Genomic DNA, 23159 nt, shown 5'->3' on the forward strand with positions numbered 1-23159 from the left:
GATGAAACCCTTCTTCGGTGTCGAACTGCCCAACCCGTTGATGCTGGGCACCGCGCAATACCCGAGCCCGGCCATCCTTGAGCGCGCGTTTCGCGAAAGCGGGGCCGCCGTTGCGACCGTGTCCCTGCGCCGGGAATCAGGCGGAGGCCAGACTTTCTGGCGCATGATCCGCGACTTGGGTGTCCGCATTCTGCCAAACACGGCTGGGTGCCACACGGTGAAGGAAGCTGTCACCACAGCCCAAATGGCGCGTGAGGTTTTTGAAACGCCGTGGATAAAACTCGAACTGATCGGCCACTCCGACAGCCTGCAACCGGACGTGTTTCAACTGGTCGAGGCCGCACACATCCTGACCGAGGATGGGTTTCAGGTGTTTCCCTACACAACCGATGACCTGATCGTTGGCGAACGCCTGCTTGAGGCCGGATGCGAGGTTCTGATGCCCTGGGGCGCGCCAATCGGATCGGGGCGCGGTCTGAGCAACGAATATGCACTGCGCGCGATGAGGGCGGAATTCCCCGATACACCTCTGGTCATCGACGCGGGGATCGGTCTGCCGAGTCACGCTGCCCACGCGATGGAGCTGGGATTTGACGCAGTTCTTCTGAACACAGCGGTCGCACGGGCCGGTGATCCGGTGGTTATGGCACAGGCGATGGTCAAGGCTATTGAAGCCGGGAAACTGGCCTATCGCGCCGACCCGATCGAACAGCGCGATATGGCCGTGGCATCCACTCCGGTCATCGGGAAGGCGTTCCTGTCATGACCCTTGACCGGTTTTATCCGATCTTCGATCACTCCGACTGGCTGCGGCGGATGTTGCCGCTGGGCATCAAACTTGTGCAGTTGCGTGTAAAGGACCAGCCCGAGGACTTGGTACGCGAACAAATCGCCATTTCACGCGATCTGTGTCGCTGGCACGGCGCCGTTCTGGTGGTGAACGACCACTGGCAACTAGCCATTGATCTGGGGTGCGACTGGATCCACCTGGGGCAGGAGGATCTGGACGACGCCGACCTGAAAGCCATTCGAAAAGCGGGTCTAAATATGGGCGTTTCCACTCACGACAACGAAGAGCTTGAGCGCGCGCTTTCCTTGGATCCGGATTATGTCGCCTTGGGGCCGGTCTATCCGACGATCCTGAAAAAGATGAAATGGCACGAACAAGGCTTGCCACGCGTGACGGAGTGGAAGGCGCGTATCGGCGATATCCCACTGGTCGGAATCGGCGGTATGAGTGTTGAACGTGTTGCGGATGTGCTTGCCGCCGGGGCGGACATCGTATCGGTCGTGACCGACATCACGCTAAGCCCGGAGCCAGAAGCCCGAGTGCGGCAATGGATCGAGGTAACGCGATGAGCCGTTACGCTCGTCAGTTATTGCTGCCCGAGGTGGGGGTCGCGGGACAGGCGCGACTGTCTTCCGCCTGCGTTCTGGTGGTTGGTGCAGGGGGGCTGGCCTCGTCGGTTCTGCCATTGCTAGCCGGTGCCGGTATTGGTCGGATCACGATTGTGGACAATGATACTGTCGATGTGTCGAACCTGCACCGCCAAACGTTGTTTACTGAGGCGGATTGTGGTCGCTTCAAGGCCGAAGTTGCCGCTGATCGTTGCCGTGCGATGAATGGTGAGATCGAGGTTGTTGACCGAAATCAGGCTCTAACGAGTGAAAATGCCCGCACATTGGTCACAAGGTCGGACGTGATCCTCGACTGCGCGGACAGCTATGCCGCCAGTTACATTCTCTCGGACACGTGCCTGGAACAGGACAAACCGCTGATCAGCGCGTCGGTTCTTGGGTTGTCGGGTTATGCGGGCGGCTTCTGCGGCAGCGCCCCGTCGTTGCGGGCCTTGTTTCCGGACGCGCCGGACAACAATTCCAGCTGCGCTTCCGCAGGTGTGCTTGGCCCCGTCGTGGCCGTGATCGGCGCGACGCAGGCACAGATGGCTTTGAACCTTATCCTTAAGGTGGAGCCATCACCACTGGGCCAGTTGATTCAATATGATGCCCGCACCCTGCGTAGTAATGGATTCCGGTTTGACAACGCACCAGAACCGGACAGTTGTTTTCGCTTCCTGTCTGCCAACCAACTGACCGAAACGGACCAGATTATCGAGTTGCGCGGCACAGACGAGGCGCCAATCCCGGCCCATCCGGATGCCAAACGGGTATCGCAGGAACACCTCAAAGAACTGGACCCTAATCAGGGCGAAAGACTGGTGCTGTGCTGCGCTACGGGTCTGCGCGCGTGGCGAGCGGCCGAACGCATTCAACCGGATTGGCCGGGCGAGATCGTCCTCGTTGCGGCTTCAACCTCGTGAACAGAAGGAAACGCGAGCAATGAGAAAACTGATCACAACCCTTGCCTTGCTGGCCGCCGTGCCGGCCTCGGCCGACGACAAGATGACCGTGCTTCTGGACTGGTTCGTCAATCCCGATCATGGTCCGATCATCATCGCGCAGGAAAACGGGTACTTCGCGGATGAGGGGCTGGAGGTGGAAATCGTCCCGCCCGCCGATCCGTCCGCGCCACCGCGCCTGGTTGCTGCGGGACAGGCTGATCTGGCGGTTTCCTACCAGCCGCAGTTGCACCTGCAAATCCACGAAGGCTTGCCATTGAAACGTGTGGGCACGCTGGTGGCCACGCCTTTGAATTGCCTGCTGGTGCTGGAAGATGGGCCGATCCAAACATTGGCGGATCTCAAGAGCAAAAAAGTAGGCTTTTCGGTTGCGGGTGTTGAAGAGGCTGTCCTGACCGCAATGCTGAACACGCATGATGTGGCGCTAGACGATATCGAGATGATCAACGTCAACTTCTCGTTGTCGCCGTCGCTGATGACCGGTCAGGTGGATGCCGTGATCGGAGCATTTCGCAATTTCGAACTGAACCAGATGGATATTGAAGGTGTTGCGGGTCGTTGTTTCTATGTCGAGGAAGAAGGCGTGCCGCCCTATGACGAGCTGATCTATGTCGCCAATTCCGACAGGATGGACACGGACAAGATCGCAAGATTTCTGGCCGCGACCGAGAAAGCCACCCAATTCATGGTAAACAACCCGGATAAAAGCTGGGAGATCTTCTCGGCCACCTCTCCGGAACTGCAGGATGAGCTGAACGCGCGCGCCTGGGTCGACACTTTGCCGCGTTTTGCGTTGCGCCCGGCGGGGTTTGATGCAGGTCGATATGCGCGGTTCGAAGAATTCCTCAAGGACAGCGGCATGATCGACAGTATCAACCCGGTCAGCGCCATTACAGTAGACGTGACCGCGCAATGAGTGAATACGGCAAAGCCTTCGCGCTGATGCGCGATGCGGCGCAGGGCCCGTGGCGGGAGTATACCCGCCACGCTTTTGTCGAAGGTATGAAGGATGGCTCGTTGCCGCGCGCGGCGTTTCTGCACTATCTGCGACAAGACTATGTGTTCCTGATCCACTTTTCACGTGCCTGGGCGCTCGCTGTGGTGAAATCGGAAACGCATGAAGAGATGTTGGCTGCCTCGCGCACGGTGAACGGGCTGATCAGCGAAGAGATGAAGCTGCATATCGGTATTTGCGAGGCAGAGGGTATCGCACAGGAACAATTGTTCGCCACCCCGGAACGGGCTGAGAATCTGGCCTATACGCGATATGTGCTCGAAGCAGGCTATAGCGGTGATTTGCTGAACCTGCTGGCGGCCCTTGTCCCCTGCGTCATGGGATATGGAGAAATCGGAAAGCGTCTGTCTGCTGAATCTACGTCCGAGACCTATCGCGACTGGATCGACGCCTATGCCAGCAAAGACTATCAGGACGCGTGTCGTTCCGTGGGGCGCTTGCTGGATTCGGCTCTATCGCGGCGGATTGGGGCGGATTTCCGGACGGCGCCGCGTTGGGACCGCCTGTGCCAGACCTTTCGCACCGCAACAGAGCTCGAGGTCAATTTCTGGCAAATGGGTCTGACACCTTGACCACGGCGCCCGAACTGACGATCAGCGGCCAGGCCAAAATCGAATGCGCGCCATTGTTCGCGCCGTTGACCCTGACGATCGGCGCAGGGGAGTGGACATGCTTGCTGGGTGGTTCGGGCGTCGGGAAAACCACTGTTTTACGATTGATCGCCGGGTTGGAAACCGGTGCGCGATTCACCGGAACCATTGCCGCGAATGACCGGCAACCGATTGCGAAACGCGTCGCTTATATGGCGCAGGACGATCTGCTGCTGCCATGGGCGACTGTGGCACAGAATATTTCGCTGGGGGCGAGACTGCGAGGCGAACCGATTGATCTTGAACGGCGCGATCTTCTGATCGGGCGGATGCGATTGCGCGACCACATGAACAAGAAACCGGCCGAGCTTTCAGGTGGTCAGCGACAGCGCGTGGCCCTGGCCCGTACTCTGATGGAAGATCGCCCGATCGTTTTGCTGGACGAACCATTCTCGGCCCTCGATGCACGTACCCGCGCGGACATGCAGGATCTGGCGGCCGAGCTCCTGCGGGGCCGCACCGTTTTGCTGGTGACGCATGATCCCGGCGAGGCCGCGCGTCTGGGCCAGACCATCGTTGTCATGACACCGGGCGGGCTGACGTCCTGCCGGTCTCCGCGCGCACCTGCGCCGCGCAAGGTTGACGACCTTGAAACGTTGGAAACACAGGGATCGCTTTTGCGACTACTGCGGGCGACTGCGGAATGAGGCACTTGTCCGGTCTTGCCGCGACGCTCTTCGCGCTCGCCATCTGGCAGGGCGTCGCCACCCTGACCGGCCTGCCCAAATTCATCCTGCCGGGACCGGGGGTTGTGGCCGAGACCTGGTGGCAGAACCGCTGGGTCATTGCCGAACATACATGGATCACCGCGGTCGAAGTGGTGGTCGGTCTGGCCTGCGGTACTGTTCTGGGCGTGATCACAGCCCTGCAGCTGGCCAGTTCGCGGGCCGCGCGGGTGCTGGTTCAACCGATGCTGGTGTTCACGCAGGCCCTTCCTGTGTTTGCTCTTGCGCCGTTGTTGACGCTTTGGCTGGGTTACGGGTTGTGGTCCAAGGTTGCGATGGCTGTCCTGATAATCTACTTCCCGATCACCTCGTCCTTCTTTGACGGGCTGATGCGAACGCCGCCGGGCTATCTGGATCTGGCACGCACGATGCAGGCCAGCCGCCGCACGGTTCTGTGGCACATCCGCATTCCCGCCGCCTTGCCTTCGCTGGCTTCGGGGATGCGGCTTGCAGCGGTATACGCGCCGATTGGGGCGGTGATCGGCGAATGGGTCGGGTCCTCACAGGGTTTGGGTTATCTGATGCTGCTGGCAAATGGCCGCGCCAAGACCGATCTGATGTTTGCCGCGATGCTGACGCTGGGTGTATTTTCCATCTTGCTGCACATGATCGTTCGGAGCGCGACGGCGGGGATGGCTGGTGAAAACCGTTAACCATTCAGAAACCGATTCTGCGTCAGGATATGGCCATGACACAGGATGCCTTTGCCGAAGCCCCCATGCTGTTTGACACGGACGAAGCTCCGGCGCAGCCGCTGCCGTCGGGTCGGTTACCCTCCTACATCAAAGACCACCGGCGGCGGCTGCGCGAACGGTTCATGGCGGGCGGGTCTGCGGCGATGCCGGATTACGAATTGCTGGAGCTTGTCCTGTTCCGCTCGATCCCGCGTCAGGATGTGAAGCCGCTGGCGCGGGCATTGATGGATGCGTTCGGCGATTTCAACCGTGTTCTGACTGCGCCCGAGGAACGGTTGCGGCAGATCAAGGGCGTTGGAGACACGGTGATCACCGACCTCAAGATTCTCGAGGCCTGCGCGCATCGGATGGCGCGCGCGCGGGTGATGCAGCGGCATGTGATCTCGGGCTGGGATGCCCTTCTGGATTATTGCCACACGACGATGGCACATCGAGAGATTGAGCAGTTCCGGGTCTTTTACCTGGACCGTAAGAACGTGCTGATTGCGGATGAGGAACAGGCCAAGGGCACAGTGGATCACGTTCCCGTCTACCCGCGCGAAGTTGCAAAACGCGCGCTTGAGCTGAACGCGTCTGCCCTGATTCTGGTGCATAACCACCCATCAGGTGATCCGACGCCGTCGCAATCGGATATCGATATGACCATCCGCATTCAGGATGCCTGCACGGCATTGGGATTGACGTTGCACGATCACCTGATCATCGGGAAATCGACCGAGCTCAGCTTCCGATCGCAGGGGTATCTCTGACGGCTATTGAACCCAGACTTCGACCCTGCGATTGGCCTTCCGACCCCATTCCGTGTCATCGCAGGCCATCGGCATGGCTTCACCAAACCCGTCGACAGCGATCTCGACCGTATCGGGAACAGAGGTTTCAATTGCCGCAAGAACTGCATTTCGCACCGTTTTCGCGCGGAGTTGGGAAATCCGCTGGTTTGCGGCGGCTGCACCATGACCATCGCTAAAGCCAACAAAGGTCAACTTGCGCGCGTCGAAGGCACCGGATTCCAGCGCCTGCGCCAGTTGCAGGATATTCGACCGCGACTGCGCGTCCGGTCTTGATGAGCCAGGTTCGAACCGGAAAGACAAGGACAGGCGCGCCATGGGCCGCAGCGTTTCGATCATGCGCTGCAACTCGTCAAGGCCAACCTCGGGCCCGCCCGACGCGATGGCGTTGGCCAGACGATTCCCCTGCACGCCAAGGCCCTCGGTTTCCGGTGCCTGATCCACGAATCCGGCCTGGCGAATAACCGATTGCGCCCGAGAACTCTGGGCATAGGCCAGAAACTGGCGCGCAATCTTCGGCAACCGGCGCGCAGGCAGATACAGAAACATCGGTGATGTCAGCGGGTAATCCTCGGTCTTGATCGACTGTCGTGTCGCTGCCATTGCGTGTCCGCATCCGCCGGTTAGAGGTAATGCTCGCCCGCCGCCAATATCGGCCCGGCTGGCGATACCGATGCCGAAGGGATCGTCAGCGACATTGCGCACCAGCGCCCCGTATCGTTCGTGTCGCGTTGCGGCTTCGGCCAGGGGAACATCCGCCTGCGCCAGTAGCTGCGCCTCGATCCCCTGTGCCAACCCTGACCCGGCATTCGGCACATGCAGGGTAATCGGCGCATCCGGTCCACCCAGTTCAGACCAGTTGCTGATCTCACCCGACAGAACGCGTGCCAGATCGACCAGCGAAATCTGCCGGACAGGATTGTCCGCAGCCACAATCGGTACCATGGCGTCCAGGGCGACGACGCGCGACCGGCGCACCTGCCTCAGATCGCCATGGCCGGCTGCATGCGCTGCCTCGCTCTCTTCCTGCCGGATCTCGCGCAAAGCCATGACGATGTCGGCCTCATTTGCAATCAGTTCGGCAAAGCCCTGATCCGTGTTGCCGACACGAAACCGCAGGCGCGCCAATGGGGCTTTTCGGTCGGGCTGGTGCAACTCATACACGAATCCTGCCGGCGGTTCGTGGATCGGAGTCGCGGTCAGACCTTCCTGTCGTGCAAAGCCAACGACCAACGCGGGCAGAATGGTTTCGGCCATGACCGATGATCCTGAGAATGTGACCTCGGCCACGAAATCAATAAGGTTCGGACAGGCGAGACCATCGCATGTAACGCCCGAGCCATCGACCGTCAGCTCTCCGAATTGCGTGTCGACGCGGTAGAATTCGCCATCATATCCAAGGAGATTTCCGGTGATCTCGACCTTGCCGTCATGCGAGGTCAGGGTGATATCCTGCGCCTGTGCGCCGCCTGCAAAGGCCACGCAAAACAGCGCGGTCGCCGCCAATCGGGAAAATGTCATTCGAAAGCCGAGCCTGCCTGCCGTTTATTTGGCCGCGATTGTCAGGTCTTCCAGCAGATTATTCAACACCAGAAACTCACCGGCGCGGGAACAGTCCGGGAGTGTCAGCGACAGGTCACGCGACTTGAGTGCGGCGTCGCCGCGCAGCTCCAGCGCCTGTACGCTCAGATTGCGACCGCAATTGGCCTCGGTCACTTCGGCCTCGACGCTCAGTTCGATTGTGCCGGCATCTTCCGAGGATGTTTTGGGGAAGGAATAGACCTGCACGTTGCGGGCCGTTGCAATTTCCGCCTGACCCAGTTGAACCATTGTTCCGGCACCATCGGCGTCGGAGTTCGCCCAGACATGCCCGGTCTGCCCATAGCTTGCGCCAAACTCCAACGCATGCAGCTGAAGGTCGGTCCGGCCTTGCCATTGCAAGGCGACCCGGTCGAATTCCCTGATATCAGGGACGTGAGTGGTGGCGACCGTGCCGTTCTTGTCTTCAAGAGAAATCAGAAAAATGGCGTATTCGGATAGTGCGGGAACAGTCAGGTCAACGGCGCCGCGTGCGTCGGTCATGGCAGTAAAGGTCAGACCGCTGTGATGGATTTCGATCGCCGAGTTTTCGTGGCAGGGGGCCTTGATCTTCAGCCGCGCGTTGGCATCGGGCGCAGCGGACGCCCGCGCACTGACCTGGCAACTCGTCCGGGCCAGCGGTTCTACGCGGGATGGTATGAAAGTCGTCCTCGGAAAATCAGTGGCGGTTTTGCCCGGACTGGGGGAAGAGGTCAGCACGATAGCTTCGATCGCGCCCAAGGTCGACGCTTGCCCGGTGACGTTGGCCACCTGTTCGGACCCCTGAGCAGCATTCCGCTGCGCCGCCGGGCCGTATTGCATCAAATATCCGATGGCCAGGGCGCAGGCAACAGTACCGCCCATGGTCACGTAGTTTCTTACGACAAACAAGACACCCTCCCCAGTTGAAGGAGCGAGTCGGACTTTCGTTAACAATCGCGGCTTAATTGTGGCAGACAGGCGGAGTCATTGTGTTCCAATGCAGGCCGCCTCAGGTCAGGCGGCCATGACAATGCTTGAATTTCTTTCCGGACCCGCAGGGGCATTTGTCATTGCGTGACGGGTTTCCCCAGGTCGAAGGATCGTCCTCGACAAATCCGGGCAGCGGATCGCCCGAAGCGTCGGCCTCGGCCATGGCTTCGGCGCGGTTTGTCGCCTGATCAACAGCCTGTTGTGCCTGAGCCTGCTGCGCTGCCATCTGCGCCAGCATCTCTTTCTGTTCGTCCTCTGTCAGAGGGCGCACGCGTGACAGCTGCTGCGTGACGGTCTCGCGCAGGCTGTCCAGCATGCTTTCGAACAATTGGAAGCTTTCATTCTTGTATTCGTTCAATGGGTCGCGCTGGGCGTAGCCACGAAATCCAACAACCGAACGCAGGTGTTCCAACGTCAGAAGATGCTCGCGCCATTTGCTGTCGATGGTTTGCAGCAGTACCTGTTTTTCGATGTTGCGCATGTTTTCAGGACCAAAGGCGACAGCCTTCTGGGCCATCATTTCGTCCGCTGCCTTGACCAGACGCTCTCGGATCTGTTCGTCGTCCACGCCTTCTTCGGCAGCCCAGTCCTGAACGGGAACGTCGATGGACAGCTTGTCTTTGACCGCTTCGTGCAGACCGTCCGTATCCCACTGATCGGCGTAGGATTTCGGAGGCATGTATTCGTCGATCAGATCGTCGATCACCTGTTCGCGCATGTCCGAAACGATCTCGGACAGATCGTCTGCCGACATGATCTCGCGTCGCTGGCTGAAGATTACCCGACGCTGATCGTTCATGACGTCGTCGAATTTCAGAACGTTCTTGCGCATGTCGAAGTTGCGGCCTTCGACCTTGGATTGTGCCCGTTCCAGCGACTTGTTTACCCAGGGGTGGATGATCGCTTCGCCCTCTTTCATGCCAAGCGTGGTCAGCACCTTGTCCAGTCGTTCCGAGCCGAAGATGCGCATCAGGTCGTCTTCGAGACTTAGGTAGAATACAGTGCGACCCGGGTCACCCTGACGGCCGGAACGGCCGCGCAGCTGGTTGTCGATGCGGCGGCTTTCATGGCGTTCCGAGGCCATCACATAAAGACCGCCGGCCTCAAGCACTTTCTGCTTCTCCTCGGCGTGGCGGGCTTCCTCTTCGGCGCGCAGCTGAACCGGATCGGCTTCGGGGTTTTCGGCCAGTGCCTTCAGAACCTTCATCTCGACATTGCCGCCCAGTTGAATGTCAGTGCCGCGACCTGCCATGTTGGTGGCGATGGTCACCGCGCCAAACCGGCCCGCATCGGCAACGATCTGCGCCTCTTGTTCGTGTTGACGCGCGTTCAGAACGTTGTGCTGGATGCCTTCTTTGGTCAGCAACTGGCTGAGCAGTTCAGACTTCTCGATCGAGGTGGTTCCCATCAGAACCGGCTGGCCCTTTTCCTGCGCCTTCTTGGTCTCTTTGATCATCGCGCCGTATTTCTCGATGGCCGTGCGATAGACCTGATCATCCTCGTCGATACGGGCAATCGGCTTGTTGGTCGGCACCTCGACGACGCCCAGACCGTAGATTTCCTGAAATTCCTCGGCCTCGGTCAGGGCCGTGCCGGTCATGCCGCCCAGCTTGTCGTACAGGCGGAAGTAATTCTGGAAGGTCACACTGGCCAGCGTTACGTTCTCGGGCTGGATCTGCACGCCTTCCTTGGCTTCGATGGCCTGATGCAGACCTTCGGACAGGCGACGGCCGGGCATCATGCGGCCGGTGAATTCGTCGATCAGAACCACGTTGCCGTCGCGGACGATGTAATCCTTGTCGCGCTGAAACAGTTTATGCGCGCGCAGGCCCTGGTTGACGTGGTGCACAACGGTAGTGCTTTCCGGGTCATAGAGCGAATGGCCCTCGGGGATCAGACCGGCATCCAGCAACTGAGCTTCCAGAAATTCGTTTCCCTCATCCGTGAAGGTCACGTTGCGGGATTTTTCGTCCAGCGTGTAGTGATCCTCGCCCAACGAGGGGATCAACGCATCGATGGTCGTGTACAACTCGGACCGGTCCTGCGACGGACCCGAGATGATAAGCGGTGTCCGCGCCTCGTCGATCAGGATCGAGTCGACCTCATCGACAATCGCGTAGTTGTGGTATTTCTGATAAACCTCGTTCAGATCCGCCTTCATATTGTCGCGCAGATAGTCGAATCCTAGCTCGTTATTGGTCGCATAAGTAATGTCACACGCGTAGGCGGCCTTTTTTTCGGCATCCGGCTGGCCCGACCAGATCACGCCCGTGGTCATGCCCACCGCGCTGAACACTTTGCCCATCCATTCCGCATCGCGCTTGGCCAGATACTCGTTGACGGTCACCACGTGAACGCCCTTGCCCGTCAGCGCATTCAGATAGGCGGGGAGGGTCGCGACCAGCGTCTTGCCCTCGCCCGTTTTCATTTCCGAGATGTTGCCCTGATGCAGAAAAGCGCCGCCCATCAACTGAACGTCAAAGGCGCGCAGACCCAGCGCGCGTTTGGCGCCTTCGCGGACATTGGCAAAGGCCTCAATCAGCAGGTCATCCAGGCTTTCACCGTCCAGCGCGCGTTTGCGCAGTTCGGCAGTCTTCTCAATCAGACCCTCATCCGACAGTTTTTCGAACTCTGGCTCAAGCGCGTTGATCTTGTCGATCAGGGGGCGGGTCGCCTTGATCTTGCGGTCGTTCGGTGTTCCGAACACCTTTTTGGCGAGCGTTCCGAGTCCCAGCATGTTCACTCCAGCGGATCTGTTCTTGTCTTGGTTGCGACAGGCTTGCCCACCTTGCGCGCAACCCATAGATACGGGGGGTGAAAGGCGGCCCTGTCCAAGGCTTCAAAGCGATGTAAGCGGCAGGTTCCAGAGTGTCAACGCTGCGCCCTGTCGCGGCAAAGAAATAGGATGATTCCATGCCCAAAGGCCTCACTTTTCTGCCATCGCTGGCGCTTGCTGCCGTGATGGCGCTGCCACTGGCCGCCGAAACCGAACCGGATGCCGCTACGGTTGTCGCGCGCGTGAACGGGGATGAAATCACTTTGGGTCACGTTATCGCCACTGTTGCGACCCTGCCGGCGCAGTATCAGCAACTGGAAGATGAAGTGCTTTATGACTTCATCGTGGAACAGTTGGTGCAACAGCAGTTGCTGAGCCAGCAGCAAGATGGTCTGTCCGCGCAGAATGAACTGACGCTAGAAAATGAAACGCGGTCGCTGCTTGCGGTGCAGACGATCAATGCCGTTTCAGAGGCGCAGGTTACCGATGACGCGATCCAGGCGGCTTATGATGCGCAGTTCGCCGATTTCGAAGGTGAAGACGAGTACAACGCCAGCCACATTCTGGTCGAGACCGAAGATGAGGCCAAGGCCATAAAATCCCAGCTAGACGACGGAGCCGATTTTGCCGAGCTGGCAAAAGAGAAATCCACCGGCCCCTCGGGCCCAAATGGCGGTGCCCTGGGCTGGTTCGGCAAGGGCCGAATGGTGCCGGAATTCGAAGAGGCCGTTGTCGGGCTGGAAAAAGAGCAGGTTTCCGACCCGGTTCAGACTCAATTCGGCTGGCATGTCGTCATTCTGAACGACAAGCGCAAAACCGAAGCCCCTGAACTGGAGGCCGTGCGAGGCGAACTGGCCCAGACCCTTCAACAGGAGGCCGTTCAGGCGCGCATTGACGAACTGACTCAGCAGGCCCAGATTGATCGCCCGTCGCTGGACGGTGTCGGGCCTGAAGTCATGCGCCAGCTGGACCTGATTCAGGAGTAACCGCCCGTGGCGAAGATCACCAAGGTTTCCCCGTTGGCCCCGGCGGCCTTTCCCGAATTGCCTGCAATTGACGGGGTGCGATTTGCTACGGTCGAGGCGGGCGTGCGTTATCAGGGCCGGACCGACGTCATGCTGGCCGTGCTGGATCCGGGCACATCCGTGGCCGGAGTCTTTACCCGATCGGCCACACGCGCCGCACCGGTTCTGGACTGTCAGGACAAGATCGGCGGGCCCAGCGACGGGCCGGCGGCCATTCTGGTGAACTCGGGCAATGCCAATGCATTCACCGGCCATTACGGGCAAATCTCGGTCGCCGAGGTCACACGTGCCGTTTCTGCAGCGACCGGAGTGCCGGTCGAGCGGGTCTTTACCTCATCGACCGGAGTGATTGGCGAGCCGCTGCCTCATGAACGCATCGTCGCCCAGCTTGAGACTTTGAAGGCGGGTCTCAGCCGCCATGCCGTCGAAGACGCTGCGTGTGCCATCATGACGACGGACACGTTCCCGAAAGGCGCTTCGGCGCAGGTCGAAATCTCAGGCAAAACAGTCTCTATTGCGGGTATCGCGAAGGGATCTGGCATGATCGCGCCGGATATGGCGACGATGCTGGTTTACATCTTCACTGACGCAAAGGTCGAGCAATCGGCGTTGCAGGCGATGCTGGGTGCGCAGACGGATCGGACGTTCAACTGCATCACGGTGGACAGCGATACCTCAACCTCGGACAGCCTGCTGTTATGCGCAACCGGTGCTTCGGGTGTCGATGCAACGGGCGACGCCACCTTTGCCGAAGCGTTGGAAGGTGTCATGCTGGACCTGGCGCAACAAGTGGTGCGCGATGGCGAGGGTGCGACGAAATTCGTGGAAATCCGAGTGACCGGGGCTGCCTCGGATACGGATGCCAAAGTGCACGGGCTGGCCATCGCCAACTCGCCGCTGGTGAAGACTGCCATTGCGGGTGAGGACCCGAACTGGGGCCGCGTGGTGATGGCCATTGGCAAATCTGGTGCAGCCGCAGATCGCGATCTGCTGAGCATTTCATTCGGAGATATTCTGGTTGCTGAAAAGGGCTGGGTCAGCCCCGCCTACAATGAAGATAGCGCCGCTGCTTACATGAAAGGGCAGGATTTGGTGATCTCGGTCGATCTGGGTCTGGGTGAGGGTAAATCCACCGTTTGGACCTGCGACCTGACCCATGGCTATATCGAGATCAACGCGGATTATCGCTCGTGAAGACCATATTAGTCTCTGCGGTAGCCCTGATCGACATCGAGGGCCGGGTGCTGCTGGCCCAACGCCCCGAGGGCAAATCCATGGCCGGGCTGTGGGAGTTTCCGGGCGGCAAAATCGAGCCCGGCGAGACCCCAGAGGCCGCCCTGATCCGCGAGTTGCACGAGGAACTGGGCATTGACACCTGGGCCTCGTGCCTCGCGCCGCTGACATTTGCCAGCCACAACTATGACGACTTTCACCTGCTGATGCCGCTGTTTGCCTGTCGCAAGTGGGAGGGCATTCCGCATTCGAAAGAAGGGCAGGCGCTGAAATGGGTGAGGGCGAACGATCTGCGGAATTATCCCATGCCCGCGGCGGATGTGCCCTTGATCCCGATTCTCAGGGATTGGCTTTAGGTCAAGAACACTACTGACATTTCAGCAATCCGTTTGGACGGCGGCTAGGCGGACGAAGCAGTCGTTTGTCAGGTGGCTGATGACCGGTGCAAAACGATCAAAGCCGCCACTGTTAGTCTCCATATTTCAAGTATGTCGTTGGGCCAACTCAGATTGGTTGCCTGATCGACATCAACGTACGTAACGATTTGGAGCCTGCATTACCTGCTAGTCTGACAAGCGAATTGGGGAAATCCCGAGAAATGAAAATACTTGTGAAAGTCCAATGTTACAGCGCTCCGGGTGTATTGCACATAGGTCGTCACGAAGGCGAAACGTGACCAATTCAGCTTCTCTCAATCGTGCGGCCAAAGCACCTTCCGCCTTTCTGTCGAGGCCGTTGCACTCGACCATCGCAGCGCGAAGGTTCAAGGCAGAAATGTCTACGGAATTCAGTACTTGCATCTCAAAACCCTCCACGTCGGCCACAAGAATGTCCAGTGAGCCAAAACCTTCTTCCTTGAGAATATCATCAAGGCGTCTCACTTCCACCGAGACCGAGGATATGTCTCGATGCGAGTCGAACGGTTTGTTATCGCGACGTCTTCCGGACAGGACATGTTCCAAACGTTCTTTCTTTAGGGATGCACACCCCCTGGCCCAAGGGGGGAAGTTTGTTCGTTCTTCCTCCGCAAGATGATGCAACAACATAGCCCCAGGACTTTCTGCAACGGCGCAATTGATTAGACGGATGTTCTTCCGGCTACCATGCAGCGCCTCCAGCTCCGCGAAGTATGACGGATGAGGCTCAACCATTATGCCCTGCCAATGCCCTAGTTCGATGAAGTGACGAATTGGATCAGCGAGTTTGCCATCATTCGCCCCGACTTGCGCGAAGCGCACTGTTTCGCCTGCTGATTGATCCACCGCTGACAAAAAAAACGAGCGTAGTGCAGGTTGGGCTTTCCAGGGTCTTGCAAGTTTCACCGTATCTACGATGTCGTCATTCATATTCCAGTTTCCTCGCAAAAAAGCGCATCAAAAACATGCACTCAATCGGCTGACATAGAAAAGAACGCAGTTTTGCAGCTAGCTTCGAACGAACCAATCACTGAACAAAGCCGTACTCCGAGTTGTGCTCGTTCTCAAGCCTGTACCAAGGCTACAGGAGGACATCCTAGCGTCCGTTCGGGGCTCAAATGCTGCCACCCTCAATGCTTCGTATTATCGCCAGTCTTTACATTTCCATAACTCCGCGATGGATCAGTGAAGTCAAGGGCAGTGCGGTCTGATGCACAACTGAACCGTCCCAATTCGCGGCACAAACATATTGTGCAAGTCGCAAGACCACTCCTCCACCCCTGTTACAATTCGTAAGAATTTAGAAAACATCAGGAAAAAGTTGACGCTGATCGTTGTCCTGCCCCTAATCGGGGCATGGGCGTCCGGGTACCATCCCGGACCCGCCATTTCCGACCCGAAGGAGGGGTCGGATGGGGAGGAGAGAAAGATTGGCTCAGACGCAGTCGGGCGCCGAAGGGTTACATTCCCTTCCGGCGCTGCTACACCGCAATGTCGCACAGTTCGGGGATGCTCCGGCGTATCGGGAAAAGGAATTCGGCATCTGGCAATGCTGGACCTGGGCCGAGGCGGCCAGGGAAATCCGCGCCATCGCGCTGGGTTTTCTGGAGCTTGGTGTTGAGAAGGGCGATCACATCGCGGTGATCGGGCGTAACCGTCCGGCACATTACTGGTCGATGGTGGCGGCGCAGATGGTAGGCGCGGTTCCTGTCCCGCTCTATCAGGATTCGGTCGCCGAAGAGATGGCCTACGTTCTGGAGCACTGCGGCGCGAAATACGTGGTCTGCGGCGATCAGGAACAGGTCGACAAGGTCATCGAGATTCAGGAGAACCTGCATCAGGTCAAACACATCCTCTACACCGACAAGCGGGGGATGCGGAAATACGACCATTCACAGATGAACGCGTTGGCAGACCTGATGGCCGAGGGCAGCGCCGGCCACGCCCGCTTTGATGCCGAGCTGGATCGTCGTATCGCGGATATCACTTATGACGACACTTGCGTGATGCTCTACACATCGGGCACCACGGGAAAGCCCAAGGGCGTGGTGCTTTCGAACCGGAATGTCATCGAAAGCGCCAAGAACTCGGCAGAATTCGACCATCTGACCCGGAATGAGGACATCCTGTCCTATCTGCCGATGGCCTGGGTGGGCGATTTCATATTTTCCATCGGTCAGGCCTATTGGTGCGGCTTCTGCGTGAACTGCCCCGAAAGCGCCGACACGATGATGACCGACCTGCGCGAGATCGGGCCGACCTATTTCTTTGCCCCCCCGCGCGTGTTCGAGACGCAGCTGACCAATGTGATGATCCGGATGGAGGATGCAGGCAAACTGAAGCAGCGCATGTTCCATCACTTCATGGCGCACGCCAAAAAAGTCGGCGGCCTGCTGCTGGACGGCAAGCCCGTTGGTTTGGGTGATCGTCTGAAATACGCGCTGGGTAATCTGCTGGTCTACGGGCCGCTAAAGGACACGCTGGGTTATGGCCGGTTCCGCGTTGGCTATACGGCAGGCGAGGCCATCGGACCGGAAATTTTCGATTTTTATCGCTCTTTGGGTATCAACCTGAAGCAACTCTATGGTCAGACCGAAGCAACCGTTTTCATCACCGTGCAGCCGGATGGCGAGGTGCGCGCCGATACCGTCGGCGTGCCTGCCCCGGATGTTGAGCTGAAAATTGACGACAAAGGCGAGATTCACTACCGCTCGCCTGGCGTGTTCGTCGAGTATTACAACAACCCTGACTCGACCGCCTCGACCAAGGACGCCGAGGGTTGGGTGGCCACGGGGGACGCCGGATTCATCGAGGAAAGCTCGGGCCATCTGCGGATCATCGACCGCGCCAAGGATGTGGGCAAGATGGCCGACGGGTCGATGTTTGCGCCGAAATATGTCGAGAACAAGCTGAAATTCTATCCCGATATTCTTGAGGTCGTGCTGTTCGGCAACGGCAAGGACCGCTGCGTGGCCTTCATCAATATCGACCTGACCGCGGTGGGAAATTGGGCGGAACGCAACAATGTGGCCTATGCGTCTTATCAGGAACTGGCGGGTCATCCGCGTGTGTTAGAGACGATTCGTGGTCATGTGGAAGAGGTGAACAAGTCGGTGGCCGCAGATGAGATGCTGTCAGGCTGCCAGGTGCACCGCTTTATCGTTCTGCACAAGGAACTGGATGCCGATGACGGTGAGATGACCCGGACACGCAAGGTGCGACGCGGGTTTGTCGAGGAGAAGTTCCACGACATCATCGCAGCGCTTTATGACGGGTCCAAAACCGTTTCGACCACGACCGAAGTGACCTACGAGGATGGTCGCAAGGGTTCGATTTCGGCGACGCTTGAGATTGTGGATGCTCCGGTTGTGCCGGTCGCGCAGCACAAGGTGGCAGCGGAATGAGGGCCGGTCGTGCGCCGCTCGACCTGCGGTCATCGCCCCGCCCGCCGTCCCGTATTTGCGCAAGTCAGGGAGTGACTGATGCTGGATAGTTCCGAAGGATATGTCACCGAAGACGGTCGCAAGATCGGCGGCGTGGTGATGGAGATGAAGAACATCACCCTGCGCTTTGGCGGTGTGGTGGCTATCAAGGATATCTCGTTCGATATTCGCGAAGGTGAGATACGCGCGATCATTGGCCCGAACGGGGCAGGCAAATCCTCGATGCTGAACGTGATCTCGGGCTTCTATGTCCCGCAGGAGGGCGAGGTCTGGTTCCATGGCGCCAAGCGCCCGCCGATGCGTCCCTTTGAGGTGGCGCAGCAGGGAATAGCCCGGACGTTCCAGAATATCGCGCTGTTCGAGGGGATGAGTGTGCTCGACAACGTCATGACCGGGCGGTTGAGTTTCATGAAAACCAACATCCTGCAGCAGGCGATTTGGAAGGGCAAGGCCGAAGCTGAAGAGGTTGAAAACCGCGAGGCCGTGGAAAAGATCATCGATTTCCTTGAAATTCAGCACATCCGCAAGACACCTGTGTCTCGTCTGCCTTACGGGTTGAAGAAGCGGGTCGAATTGGCCCGCGCACTGGCGGCGGAACCCAAGCTGCTGCTGCTGGATGAACCAATGGCGGGTATGAATGTCGAAGAGAAAGAGGACATGAGCCGCTTTATCCTCGACGTGAATGACGAATTCGGAACCACCATCGCGCTGATCGAGCACGATATGGGCGTGGTGATGGATCTGAGCGACCGGGTGGTCGTGATGGATTACGGCAAGAAGATCGGTGACGGCACTCCGGACGAGGTGCGCAGCAATCAGGAAGTGATCGATGCCTATCTGGGGGTCAGCCATGACTGAGCCTTTGGTCGAACTGGGGAGGGGCTGACATGCCGGAACAACTCGTATTTGCGATGGAGGTCATCCTCAACGGTCTGATGGCCGGGGTGCTTTATGCGCTGGTCGCGCTGGGCTTTGTGCTGATCTACAAGGCGTCTGGTATTTTCAACTACGCGCAAGGGGTTATGGCGCTGTTCGCGGCGATGACGCTGGTCGGGATCATGAACGGGCAGGTGCCGTTTGCACATCTGATAAACGCGACTTTCGGAACTCATGTGCACTATTTCGGTTGGAATGTCCCCGCCCTGCTGGCGATCATTCTGACGATGGGAGTTATGGTCTTGCTGGCCTGGGCGGTGCAGCGCTTTGTTATGCGGCATCTGGTGGGGCAGGAGCCGATCATCCTGTTCATGGCCACCATCGGTCTGGCCTATTTCCTTGAAGGCGTGGCGGACCTGATGTGGGGGTCCGAGATCAAGACATTGGACGTGGGCCTGCCGCAGGGCATCAACCTGTGGATTGATGAGGCGACGTTCAAGATCTTCGACTACGGCTTCTTTATCGACAACCTTGATATCGTGGCGACAATTATCGCGGCGCTGTTGGTGGCGGCTCTGGTCGCGTTCAGCCAGTACACCAAGCAAGGTCGCGCCATGCGGGCCGTGGCGGATGACCATCAGGCCGCGCTGTCTGTTGGTATCTCGCTGAACTTCATCTGGATCATGGTCTGGTCGGTTGCAGGCTTCGTGGCGCTGGTCGCCGGCATCATGTGGGGCACCAAGTCGGGTGTGCAGTTCTCGCTGTCGCTGATCGCGCTCAAGGCTCTGCCGGTGCTGATGCTGGGAGGGTTCACCTCGATCCCGGGCGCCATCGTAGGCGGGTTGATCATCGGCGTCGGTGAGAAACTGTTCGAGTTTGCCATCGGTCCACTGGTCGGCGGCGCGACCGAAAACTGGTTCGCCTATGTGCTGGCGCTGATCTTCCTCGTGTTCCGGCCGCAGGGCCTGTTCGGTGAGAAGATCATCGAGAGGGTGTAGCCCGATGACCAAGCTGATCGCCATCATCAACGTGATCGCGTGGGCCGGGTTCTGGGCTTTTGGCTATCTCGCGCTGACGGCCGAAGGTTTGACCAAAGGCCAATTGACGATCGCTGCGATCCTGGCATTTGCCGGGCTGGTGACGGGGGTTGTGGCCTACATGAAACTGGTGCGCGTAACCGAGCAAAGCGGTTACGCCAAATCGTCGAAACAACTGGATGCGGCGACCCGCAACCGGGCACAGGAAGAATGGGGAAGGTAAGACGATGTTCTATCGTGAGGCCGGAGATTTCAAAGTCTCTTACGTGGATGACAGCCAGACTTTCCCGATCAAGTTCGACCGGTATCGATACTATGCCGTTCTGTTGGTGGCGTTCGGGATCATCCCGTTCATCATCAACGACTACTGGGCTAACGCACTGCTGTTGCCGTTCCTGATCTATGCAATTGCTGCAATCGGGCTGAACATTCTGGTCGGCTATTGCGGTCAGGTATCTTTGGGAACCGGCGGCTTCATGGCCGTAGGGGCCTACGCCTGCTACAAGCTGATGACCGCCTTTCCCGATGTCAGCATGTTCATCCATGTGATCCTGGCCGGTGGGATTACGGCTATTGTCGGCGTCCTGTTCGGCCTGCCGTCCCTTCGGATCAAAGGCTTTTATCTGGCGGTGGCGACACTGGCGGCGCAGTTCTTTCTGGTCTGGCTCTTCAACCGGGTGCCGTGGTTCTACAACTACTCGGCCTCGGGCCAGATCAACGCGCCCGAGCGGGATGTGTTCGGTATCATCATCACCGGACCGAACGCGCCGGCCTGGGCGACCTACCTGTTCTGCCTGATCTTCCTGACGGTTTGCGCGCTGATCGCGCGCAACCTGACGCGCGGCACTACCGGACGAACATGGATGGCGATCCGTGACATGGATATCGCAGCCGAGATCATAGGAGTTAACCCGCTCAAGGCGAAACTGACCGCGTTTGCCGTCAGCTCGTTCTTTGTCGGCATCGCCGGCGCGCTGTTCTTTGCCGTCTATCTGGGCGCCGTGGAAGTGGGCGAGGTGTTCGGTATCCAAAAATCGTTCCTGGTGCTGTTCATGGTCATTATCGGCGGATTAGGCTCGATTTTTGGCTCCTTTGCCGGTGCTGCTTTTCTTGTCCTACTGCCCGTTGTTCTGAAAGTCGTCGGCGTTGATGTGCTGGACTGGCCCACGGATATCGTGGCGCATCTGCAGTTGGTGATCGTGGGCGCGCTGATCATTATGTTCCTGATCCTCGAACCACATGGCCTTGCGCAGCTTTGGCGCGTGGCAAAGGAGAAACTCAGACTCTGGCCGTTCCCGCACTAAGGGGCAGGCCCAATCAAAAAGACGGGTGCAAAGCCCGAATTCACCATCGGATCAATCAAGGGAGGAGACACCCGATGAACAAGAAAATCGCAACCCTGGCGCTGGGAGCCCTGATGGCCGCAGGACCGGCACTGGCGGATCTGGTGATCCCCGATCTCAGCTATCGTACCGGGCCATATGCTGCTGGCGGAATCCCGTTCTCGGACGGCTATAACGACTATTTCACACTGCTGAACGAGCGCGACGGTGGTATCGGTGGCGTTCCTGTCCGGATGGTCGAATGCGAAACCGGCTATAACACCGAGAAAGGTGTTGAATGCTATGAATCGACCAAGGGCGAAGGCGCATTGGTCTATCAGCCACTGTCAACCGGCATCACGTATCAGCTGATTCCCAAAACCACCGCGGACGACATTCCCATGCACACGATGGGATATGGCCGGACCTCGGCCAAAAACGGCAACGTGTTCAGCCATACGTTCAACTACCCAGCCAACTACTGGGATGGTGCCTCGGGTGCGATCAACTATCTGCTTGAGGAAAACGGCGGCGATCTGAGCGGCAAGAAAATCGCGCTGGTCTATCACAACTCGGCCTATGGTAAGGAACCGATCCGCACGCTGGAGGAACTGTCCAAGAAACACGGCTTCGAACTGGTCGCCCTGCCGGTTGATCACCCGGGACAGGAGCAGAAGTCGCAGTGGCTGCAGATCCGTCGTGATCGCCCGGATTATGTCCTGATGTGGGGCTGGGGCGTGATGAACCAGGTCGCGGTGCAAGAGGCCGCCAACATCCGCTTCCCGATGGAGAACTTCATTGGGATCTGGTGGTCCGGCGCTGAGCATGACGTGATGCCCGCCGGCGAAGCTGCCAACGGTTACAAGGCGCTGACCTTCCACAATGTGGGCACGGATTTCCCGGTTTTCGACGACATTCAGAAGTATGTTGTTGATGCAGGTAAGGCCGCCGGTGCAGGCGATCAGGTTGGTACTGTTCTGTACAACCGTGGTCTCTATGCGGCGGTTCTGGCAGCCGAAGCCATCAAGACAGCACAGGAAATCCACGGCACAGCCGATATCACCCCCGCGATGATGCGCGACGGTATGGAAGCACTTGAAATGACAGAAGAAAAGATGGCCTCGCTGGGCCTTCCGAACTTTGGTCCGACCTTCTCGGTTTCCTGCGGTAACCATGGCGGTGACGCCCTGGTGGGTGTGACCCAGTGGGATGCGGCAAGCAAGACCTGGAGCCTGATTTCCGAATTCAAACCCACCGATGGCGATGTGATCGGACCGCTGATCGAAGCTGACTCGACCGCCTACGCGTCGGAAAACAATATCGATCCGCGCTGTAACTAAGGCGCTTTGACACACCGGGGCGGCGGTCCGACGCCGTCCCGAACCCCACACTCGCACGAGGACACGCGCAGATGCTGGATGCGGCTCAAACCACTGAAGTTCAGGCGGAAACCCTGCTTGAGGTCAATAATATCGAAGTGATTTACAATCACGTTATCCTCGTGCTGAAAGGCGTCAGCCTGACCGTGCCCAAAGGCGGGATCACTGCGTTGCTGGGCGGCAATGGCGCTGGCAAGACGACCACGCTCAAGGCGGTGTCGAACCTGCTTCATTCGGAACGCGGAGAGGTTACCAAGGGCTCGATAAAGTACCGGGGCGAAAGCGTGCATGAACGCGATCCGGCCGATCTGGTTGAAAAGGGCGTCATCCAGGTGATGGAAGGCCGCCATTGCTTCGAACATCTGACGGTCGAGGAAAACCTTCTGACCGGCGCTTATACCCGCAAGGACGGCAAGGGTGCGATCCAGCAGGATCTTGAACTGGTTTACAATTATTTCCCCCGCCTGAAAGAACGCCGCCGTTCTCAGGCCGGTTATACCTCGGGCGGTGAACAGCAGATGGTGGCAATGGGGCGCGCATTGATGTCGCGGCCCGAAACGATCTTGCTGGACGAACCTTCGATGGGTCTGGCACCGCAACTGGTGGAAGAGATTTTCGGCATCGTGAAGGACCTGAACGAACAGGAAGGCGTGTCGTTCCTGTTGGCCGAGCAAAATACGAATGTGGCTCTAAGGTTTGCGCATTACGGCTACATCCTTGAATCGGGCCGGGTGGTGATGGACGGCCCCGCCGCCGATCTGCGCGAGAATCCGGACGTCAAGGAATTCTACCTTGGTATGTCGGAAGAAGGCCGCAAAAGTTTCCGCGACGTGCGCTCTTATCGCCGCCGCAAGAGGTGGCTGTGAGGT

At 58.6% G+C, this 23159-nt stretch carries 22 protein-coding genes; 18 read left to right on the plus strand and 4 right to left on the minus strand.

What is annotated here, in order from left to right:
• Nucleotide 1: 1 nt before the first annotated feature.
• Genes AC2TEL_RS05310 through radC form a run of 8 tightly spaced genes read left to right on the plus strand, consistent with a single transcriptional unit; the run spans nucleotide 2 to nucleotide 6194 of the window.
• Nucleotides 2–766 carry a thiazole synthase gene (locus tag AC2TEL_RS05310; protein ID WP_480902386.1) on the plus strand — a complete coding sequence of 255 codons (765 nt, stop codon included), beginning with the start codon at nucleotides 2–4 and terminating at the stop codon, nucleotides 764–766.
• Entirely contained in the window at nucleotides 763–1359 is a 597-nt protein-coding gene (locus AC2TEL_RS05315; RefSeq protein WP_480902388.1) for a thiamine phosphate synthase, read from the plus strand. Before AC2TEL_RS05310 ends, AC2TEL_RS05315 begins: the two co-directional genes overlap by 4 nt.
• On the plus strand, nucleotides 1356–2321 hold the full coding sequence (locus tag AC2TEL_RS05320; protein WP_480902390.1) for a ThiF family adenylyltransferase: 966 nt from the start codon (nucleotides 1356–1358) through the stop codon (nucleotides 2319–2321). Before AC2TEL_RS05315 ends, AC2TEL_RS05320 begins: the two co-directional genes overlap by 4 nt.
• A gap of 19 nt (nucleotides 2322–2340) precedes the next feature.
• Nucleotides 2341–3276, plus strand: coding sequence for an ABC transporter substrate-binding protein (locus tag AC2TEL_RS05325; RefSeq protein WP_480902391.1), 936 nt, complete (start codon nucleotides 2341–2343; stop codon nucleotides 3274–3276).
• Complete coding sequence (gene tenA, locus AC2TEL_RS05330) at nucleotides 3273–3947, plus strand: thiaminase II (protein ID WP_480838711.1); 675 nt, start codon at nucleotides 3273–3275, stop codon at nucleotides 3945–3947. Before AC2TEL_RS05325 ends, tenA begins: the two co-directional genes overlap by 4 nt.
• Nucleotides 3944–4672: an ABC transporter ATP-binding protein gene (locus tag AC2TEL_RS05335; protein WP_480902394.1), complete on the plus strand. Its 729-nt coding sequence runs from the start codon at nucleotides 3944–3946 to the stop codon at nucleotides 4670–4672. The genes tenA and AC2TEL_RS05335 overlap by 4 nt, the downstream gene beginning before the upstream one ends.
• Complete coding sequence (locus tag AC2TEL_RS05340) at nucleotides 4669–5403, plus strand: ABC transporter permease (RefSeq protein ID WP_480902395.1); 735 nt, start codon at nucleotides 4669–4671, stop codon at nucleotides 5401–5403. The genes AC2TEL_RS05335 and AC2TEL_RS05340 overlap by 4 nt, the downstream gene beginning before the upstream one ends.
• A gap of 35 nt (nucleotides 5404–5438) precedes the next feature.
• The gene (radC, locus tag AC2TEL_RS05345; protein WP_480902397.1) at nucleotides 5439–6194 is read left to right on the plus strand and encodes a RadC family protein; all 756 of its coding nucleotides are present in this window, start codon (nucleotides 5439–5441) and stop codon (nucleotides 6192–6194) included.
• Between the two features lie 3 nt (nucleotides 6195–6197).
• Here the strand turns inward: radC and AC2TEL_RS05350 are convergent, their stop codons facing one another.
• From AC2TEL_RS05350 to secA, 3 genes are all read right to left on the minus strand, one after another.
• Complete coding sequence (locus tag AC2TEL_RS05350; protein WP_480902399.1) at nucleotides 6198–7754, minus strand: substrate-binding domain-containing protein; 1557 nt, start codon at nucleotides 7752–7754, stop codon at nucleotides 6198–6200.
• Nucleotides 7755–7778: 24 nt separating this feature from the next.
• Nucleotides 7779–8702: a hypothetical protein gene (locus AC2TEL_RS05355; protein WP_480902401.1), complete on the minus strand. Its 924-nt coding sequence runs from the start codon at nucleotides 8700–8702 to the stop codon at nucleotides 7779–7781.
• Nucleotides 8703–8802: 100 nt separating this feature from the next.
• A complete protein-coding gene (gene secA / locus AC2TEL_RS05360; RefSeq protein ID WP_480902403.1) occupies nucleotides 8803–11520 on the minus strand; it encodes a preprotein translocase subunit SecA in 2718 nt (905 codons plus the stop codon).
• Between the two features lie 176 nt (nucleotides 11521–11696).
• On the opposite strand from secA, the gene AC2TEL_RS05365 reads away from it, so the two are divergent.
• From AC2TEL_RS05365 to mutT, 3 genes are read left to right on the plus strand one after another with little or no spacing between them, the layout of a single operon-like run.
• Nucleotides 11697–12545, plus strand: coding sequence for a peptidylprolyl isomerase (locus tag AC2TEL_RS05365; RefSeq protein WP_480838725.1), 849 nt, complete (start codon nucleotides 11697–11699; stop codon nucleotides 12543–12545).
• Between the two features lie 6 nt (nucleotides 12546–12551).
• The gene (argJ, locus tag AC2TEL_RS05370; protein WP_480902404.1) at nucleotides 12552–13778 is read left to right on the plus strand and encodes a bifunctional glutamate N-acetyltransferase/amino-acid acetyltransferase ArgJ; all 1227 of its coding nucleotides are present in this window, start codon (nucleotides 12552–12554) and stop codon (nucleotides 13776–13778) included.
• Nucleotides 13775–14173 (plus strand): 8-oxo-dGTP diphosphatase MutT, encoded by a 399-nt coding sequence (gene mutT, locus AC2TEL_RS05375; protein ID WP_480838729.1) that lies wholly within the window; start codon nucleotides 13775–13777, stop codon nucleotides 14171–14173. Before argJ ends, mutT begins: the two co-directional genes overlap by 4 nt.
• 207 nt (nucleotides 14174–14380) lie before the next feature.
• Here the strand turns inward: mutT and AC2TEL_RS05380 are convergent, their stop codons facing one another.
• The gene (locus tag AC2TEL_RS05380; RefSeq protein ID WP_480902407.1) at nucleotides 14381–15163 is read right to left on the minus strand and encodes an FkbM family methyltransferase; all 783 of its coding nucleotides are present in this window, start codon (nucleotides 15161–15163) and stop codon (nucleotides 14381–14383) included.
• 482 nt (nucleotides 15164–15645) lie between these two features.
• On the opposite strand from AC2TEL_RS05380, the gene AC2TEL_RS05385 reads away from it, so the two are divergent.
• The 7 genes from AC2TEL_RS05385 to AC2TEL_RS05415 all read left to right on the plus strand — a co-directional run bounded on the left by AC2TEL_RS05385 (nucleotide 15646) and on the right by AC2TEL_RS05415 (nucleotide 23156).
• Complete coding sequence (locus AC2TEL_RS05385; RefSeq protein WP_480902410.1) at nucleotides 15646–17637, plus strand: AMP-binding protein; 1992 nt, start codon at nucleotides 15646–15648, stop codon at nucleotides 17635–17637.
• 78 nt (nucleotides 17638–17715) lie between these two features.
• Nucleotides 17716–18534: an ABC transporter ATP-binding protein gene (locus AC2TEL_RS05390; protein ID WP_480838735.1), complete on the plus strand. Its 819-nt coding sequence runs from the start codon at nucleotides 17716–17718 to the stop codon at nucleotides 18532–18534.
• 29 nt (nucleotides 18535–18563) lie between these two features.
• A complete protein-coding gene (locus AC2TEL_RS05395; RefSeq protein WP_480838737.1) occupies nucleotides 18564–19550 on the plus strand; it encodes a branched-chain amino acid ABC transporter permease in 987 nt (328 codons plus the stop codon).
• A 4-nt stretch (nucleotides 19551–19554) separates the two neighbouring features.
• Complete coding sequence (locus tag AC2TEL_RS05400) at nucleotides 19555–19812, plus strand: hypothetical protein (protein ID WP_480838739.1); 258 nt, start codon at nucleotides 19555–19557, stop codon at nucleotides 19810–19812.
• A 4-nt stretch (nucleotides 19813–19816) separates the two neighbouring features.
• Nucleotides 19817–20893 carry a branched-chain amino acid ABC transporter permease gene (locus tag AC2TEL_RS05405; protein WP_480838741.1) on the plus strand — a complete coding sequence of 359 codons (1077 nt, stop codon included), beginning with the start codon at nucleotides 19817–19819 and terminating at the stop codon, nucleotides 20891–20893.
• Between the two features lie 74 nt (nucleotides 20894–20967).
• Complete coding sequence (locus AC2TEL_RS05410; protein ID WP_480838743.1) at nucleotides 20968–22251, plus strand: ABC transporter substrate-binding protein; 1284 nt, start codon at nucleotides 20968–20970, stop codon at nucleotides 22249–22251.
• 71 nt (nucleotides 22252–22322) lie between these two features.
• Entirely contained in the window at nucleotides 22323–23156 is an 834-nt protein-coding gene (locus AC2TEL_RS05415) for an ABC transporter ATP-binding protein (RefSeq protein WP_480838745.1), read from the plus strand.
• Nucleotides 23157–23159 lie beyond the last annotated feature (3 nt).

Source organism: Ruegeria sp. HKCCD9138 (assembly GCF_057220975.1).

What these genes read in the sequence shown, in the direction of transcription:
- AC2TEL_RS05350 (WP_480902399.1), bottom strand. Translation starts at nt 7,754, where the DNA reads ATGACATTTTCCCGATTGGCGGCGACCGCGCTGTTTTGCGTGGCCTTT.
- AC2TEL_RS05385 (WP_480902410.1), top strand. Translation starts at nt 15,646, where the DNA reads ATGGGGAGGAGAGAAAGATTGGCTCAGACGCAGTCGGGCGCCGAAGGG.
- AC2TEL_RS05315 (WP_480902388.1), top strand. Translation starts at nt 763, where the DNA reads ATGACCCTTGACCGGTTTTATCCGATCTTCGATCACTCCGACTGGCTG.
- AC2TEL_RS05400 (WP_480838739.1), top strand. Translation starts at nt 19,555, where the DNA reads ATGACCAAGCTGATCGCCATCATCAACGTGATCGCGTGGGCCGGGTTC.
- AC2TEL_RS05390 (WP_480838735.1), top strand. Translation starts at nt 17,716, where the DNA reads ATGCTGGATAGTTCCGAAGGATATGTCACCGAAGACGGTCGCAAGATC.
- AC2TEL_RS05325 (WP_480902391.1), top strand. Translation starts at nt 2,341, where the DNA reads ATGAGAAAACTGATCACAACCCTTGCCTTGCTGGCCGCCGTGCCGGCC.
- AC2TEL_RS05310 (WP_480902386.1), top strand. Translation starts at nt 2, where the DNA reads ATGAAACCCTTCTTCGGTGTCGAACTGCCCAACCCGTTGATGCTGGGC.
- radC (WP_480902397.1), top strand. Translation starts at nt 5,439, where the DNA reads ATGACACAGGATGCCTTTGCCGAAGCCCCCATGCTGTTTGACACGGAC.
- secA (WP_480902403.1), bottom strand. Translation starts at nt 11,520, where the DNA reads ATGCTGGGACTCGGAACGCTCGCCAAAAAGGTGTTCGGAACACCGAAC.
- AC2TEL_RS05380 (WP_480902407.1), bottom strand. Translation starts at nt 15,163, where the DNA reads ATGAATGACGACATCGTAGATACGGTGAAACTTGCAAGACCCTGGAAA.
- AC2TEL_RS05320 (WP_480902390.1), top strand. Translation starts at nt 1,356, where the DNA reads ATGAGCCGTTACGCTCGTCAGTTATTGCTGCCCGAGGTGGGGGTCGCG.
- AC2TEL_RS05395 (WP_480838737.1), top strand. Translation starts at nt 18,564, where the DNA reads ATGCCGGAACAACTCGTATTTGCGATGGAGGTCATCCTCAACGGTCTG.
- tenA (WP_480838711.1), top strand. Translation starts at nt 3,273, where the DNA reads ATGAGTGAATACGGCAAAGCCTTCGCGCTGATGCGCGATGCGGCGCAG.
- AC2TEL_RS05365 (WP_480838725.1), top strand. Translation starts at nt 11,697, where the DNA reads ATGCCCAAAGGCCTCACTTTTCTGCCATCGCTGGCGCTTGCTGCCGTG.
- AC2TEL_RS05415 (WP_480838745.1), top strand. Translation starts at nt 22,323, where the DNA reads ATGCTGGATGCGGCTCAAACCACTGAAGTTCAGGCGGAAACCCTGCTT.
- AC2TEL_RS05405 (WP_480838741.1), top strand. Translation starts at nt 19,817, where the DNA reads ATGTTCTATCGTGAGGCCGGAGATTTCAAAGTCTCTTACGTGGATGAC.
- AC2TEL_RS05340 (WP_480902395.1), top strand. Translation starts at nt 4,669, where the DNA reads ATGAGGCACTTGTCCGGTCTTGCCGCGACGCTCTTCGCGCTCGCCATC.
- AC2TEL_RS05410 (WP_480838743.1), top strand. Translation starts at nt 20,968, where the DNA reads ATGAACAAGAAAATCGCAACCCTGGCGCTGGGAGCCCTGATGGCCGCA.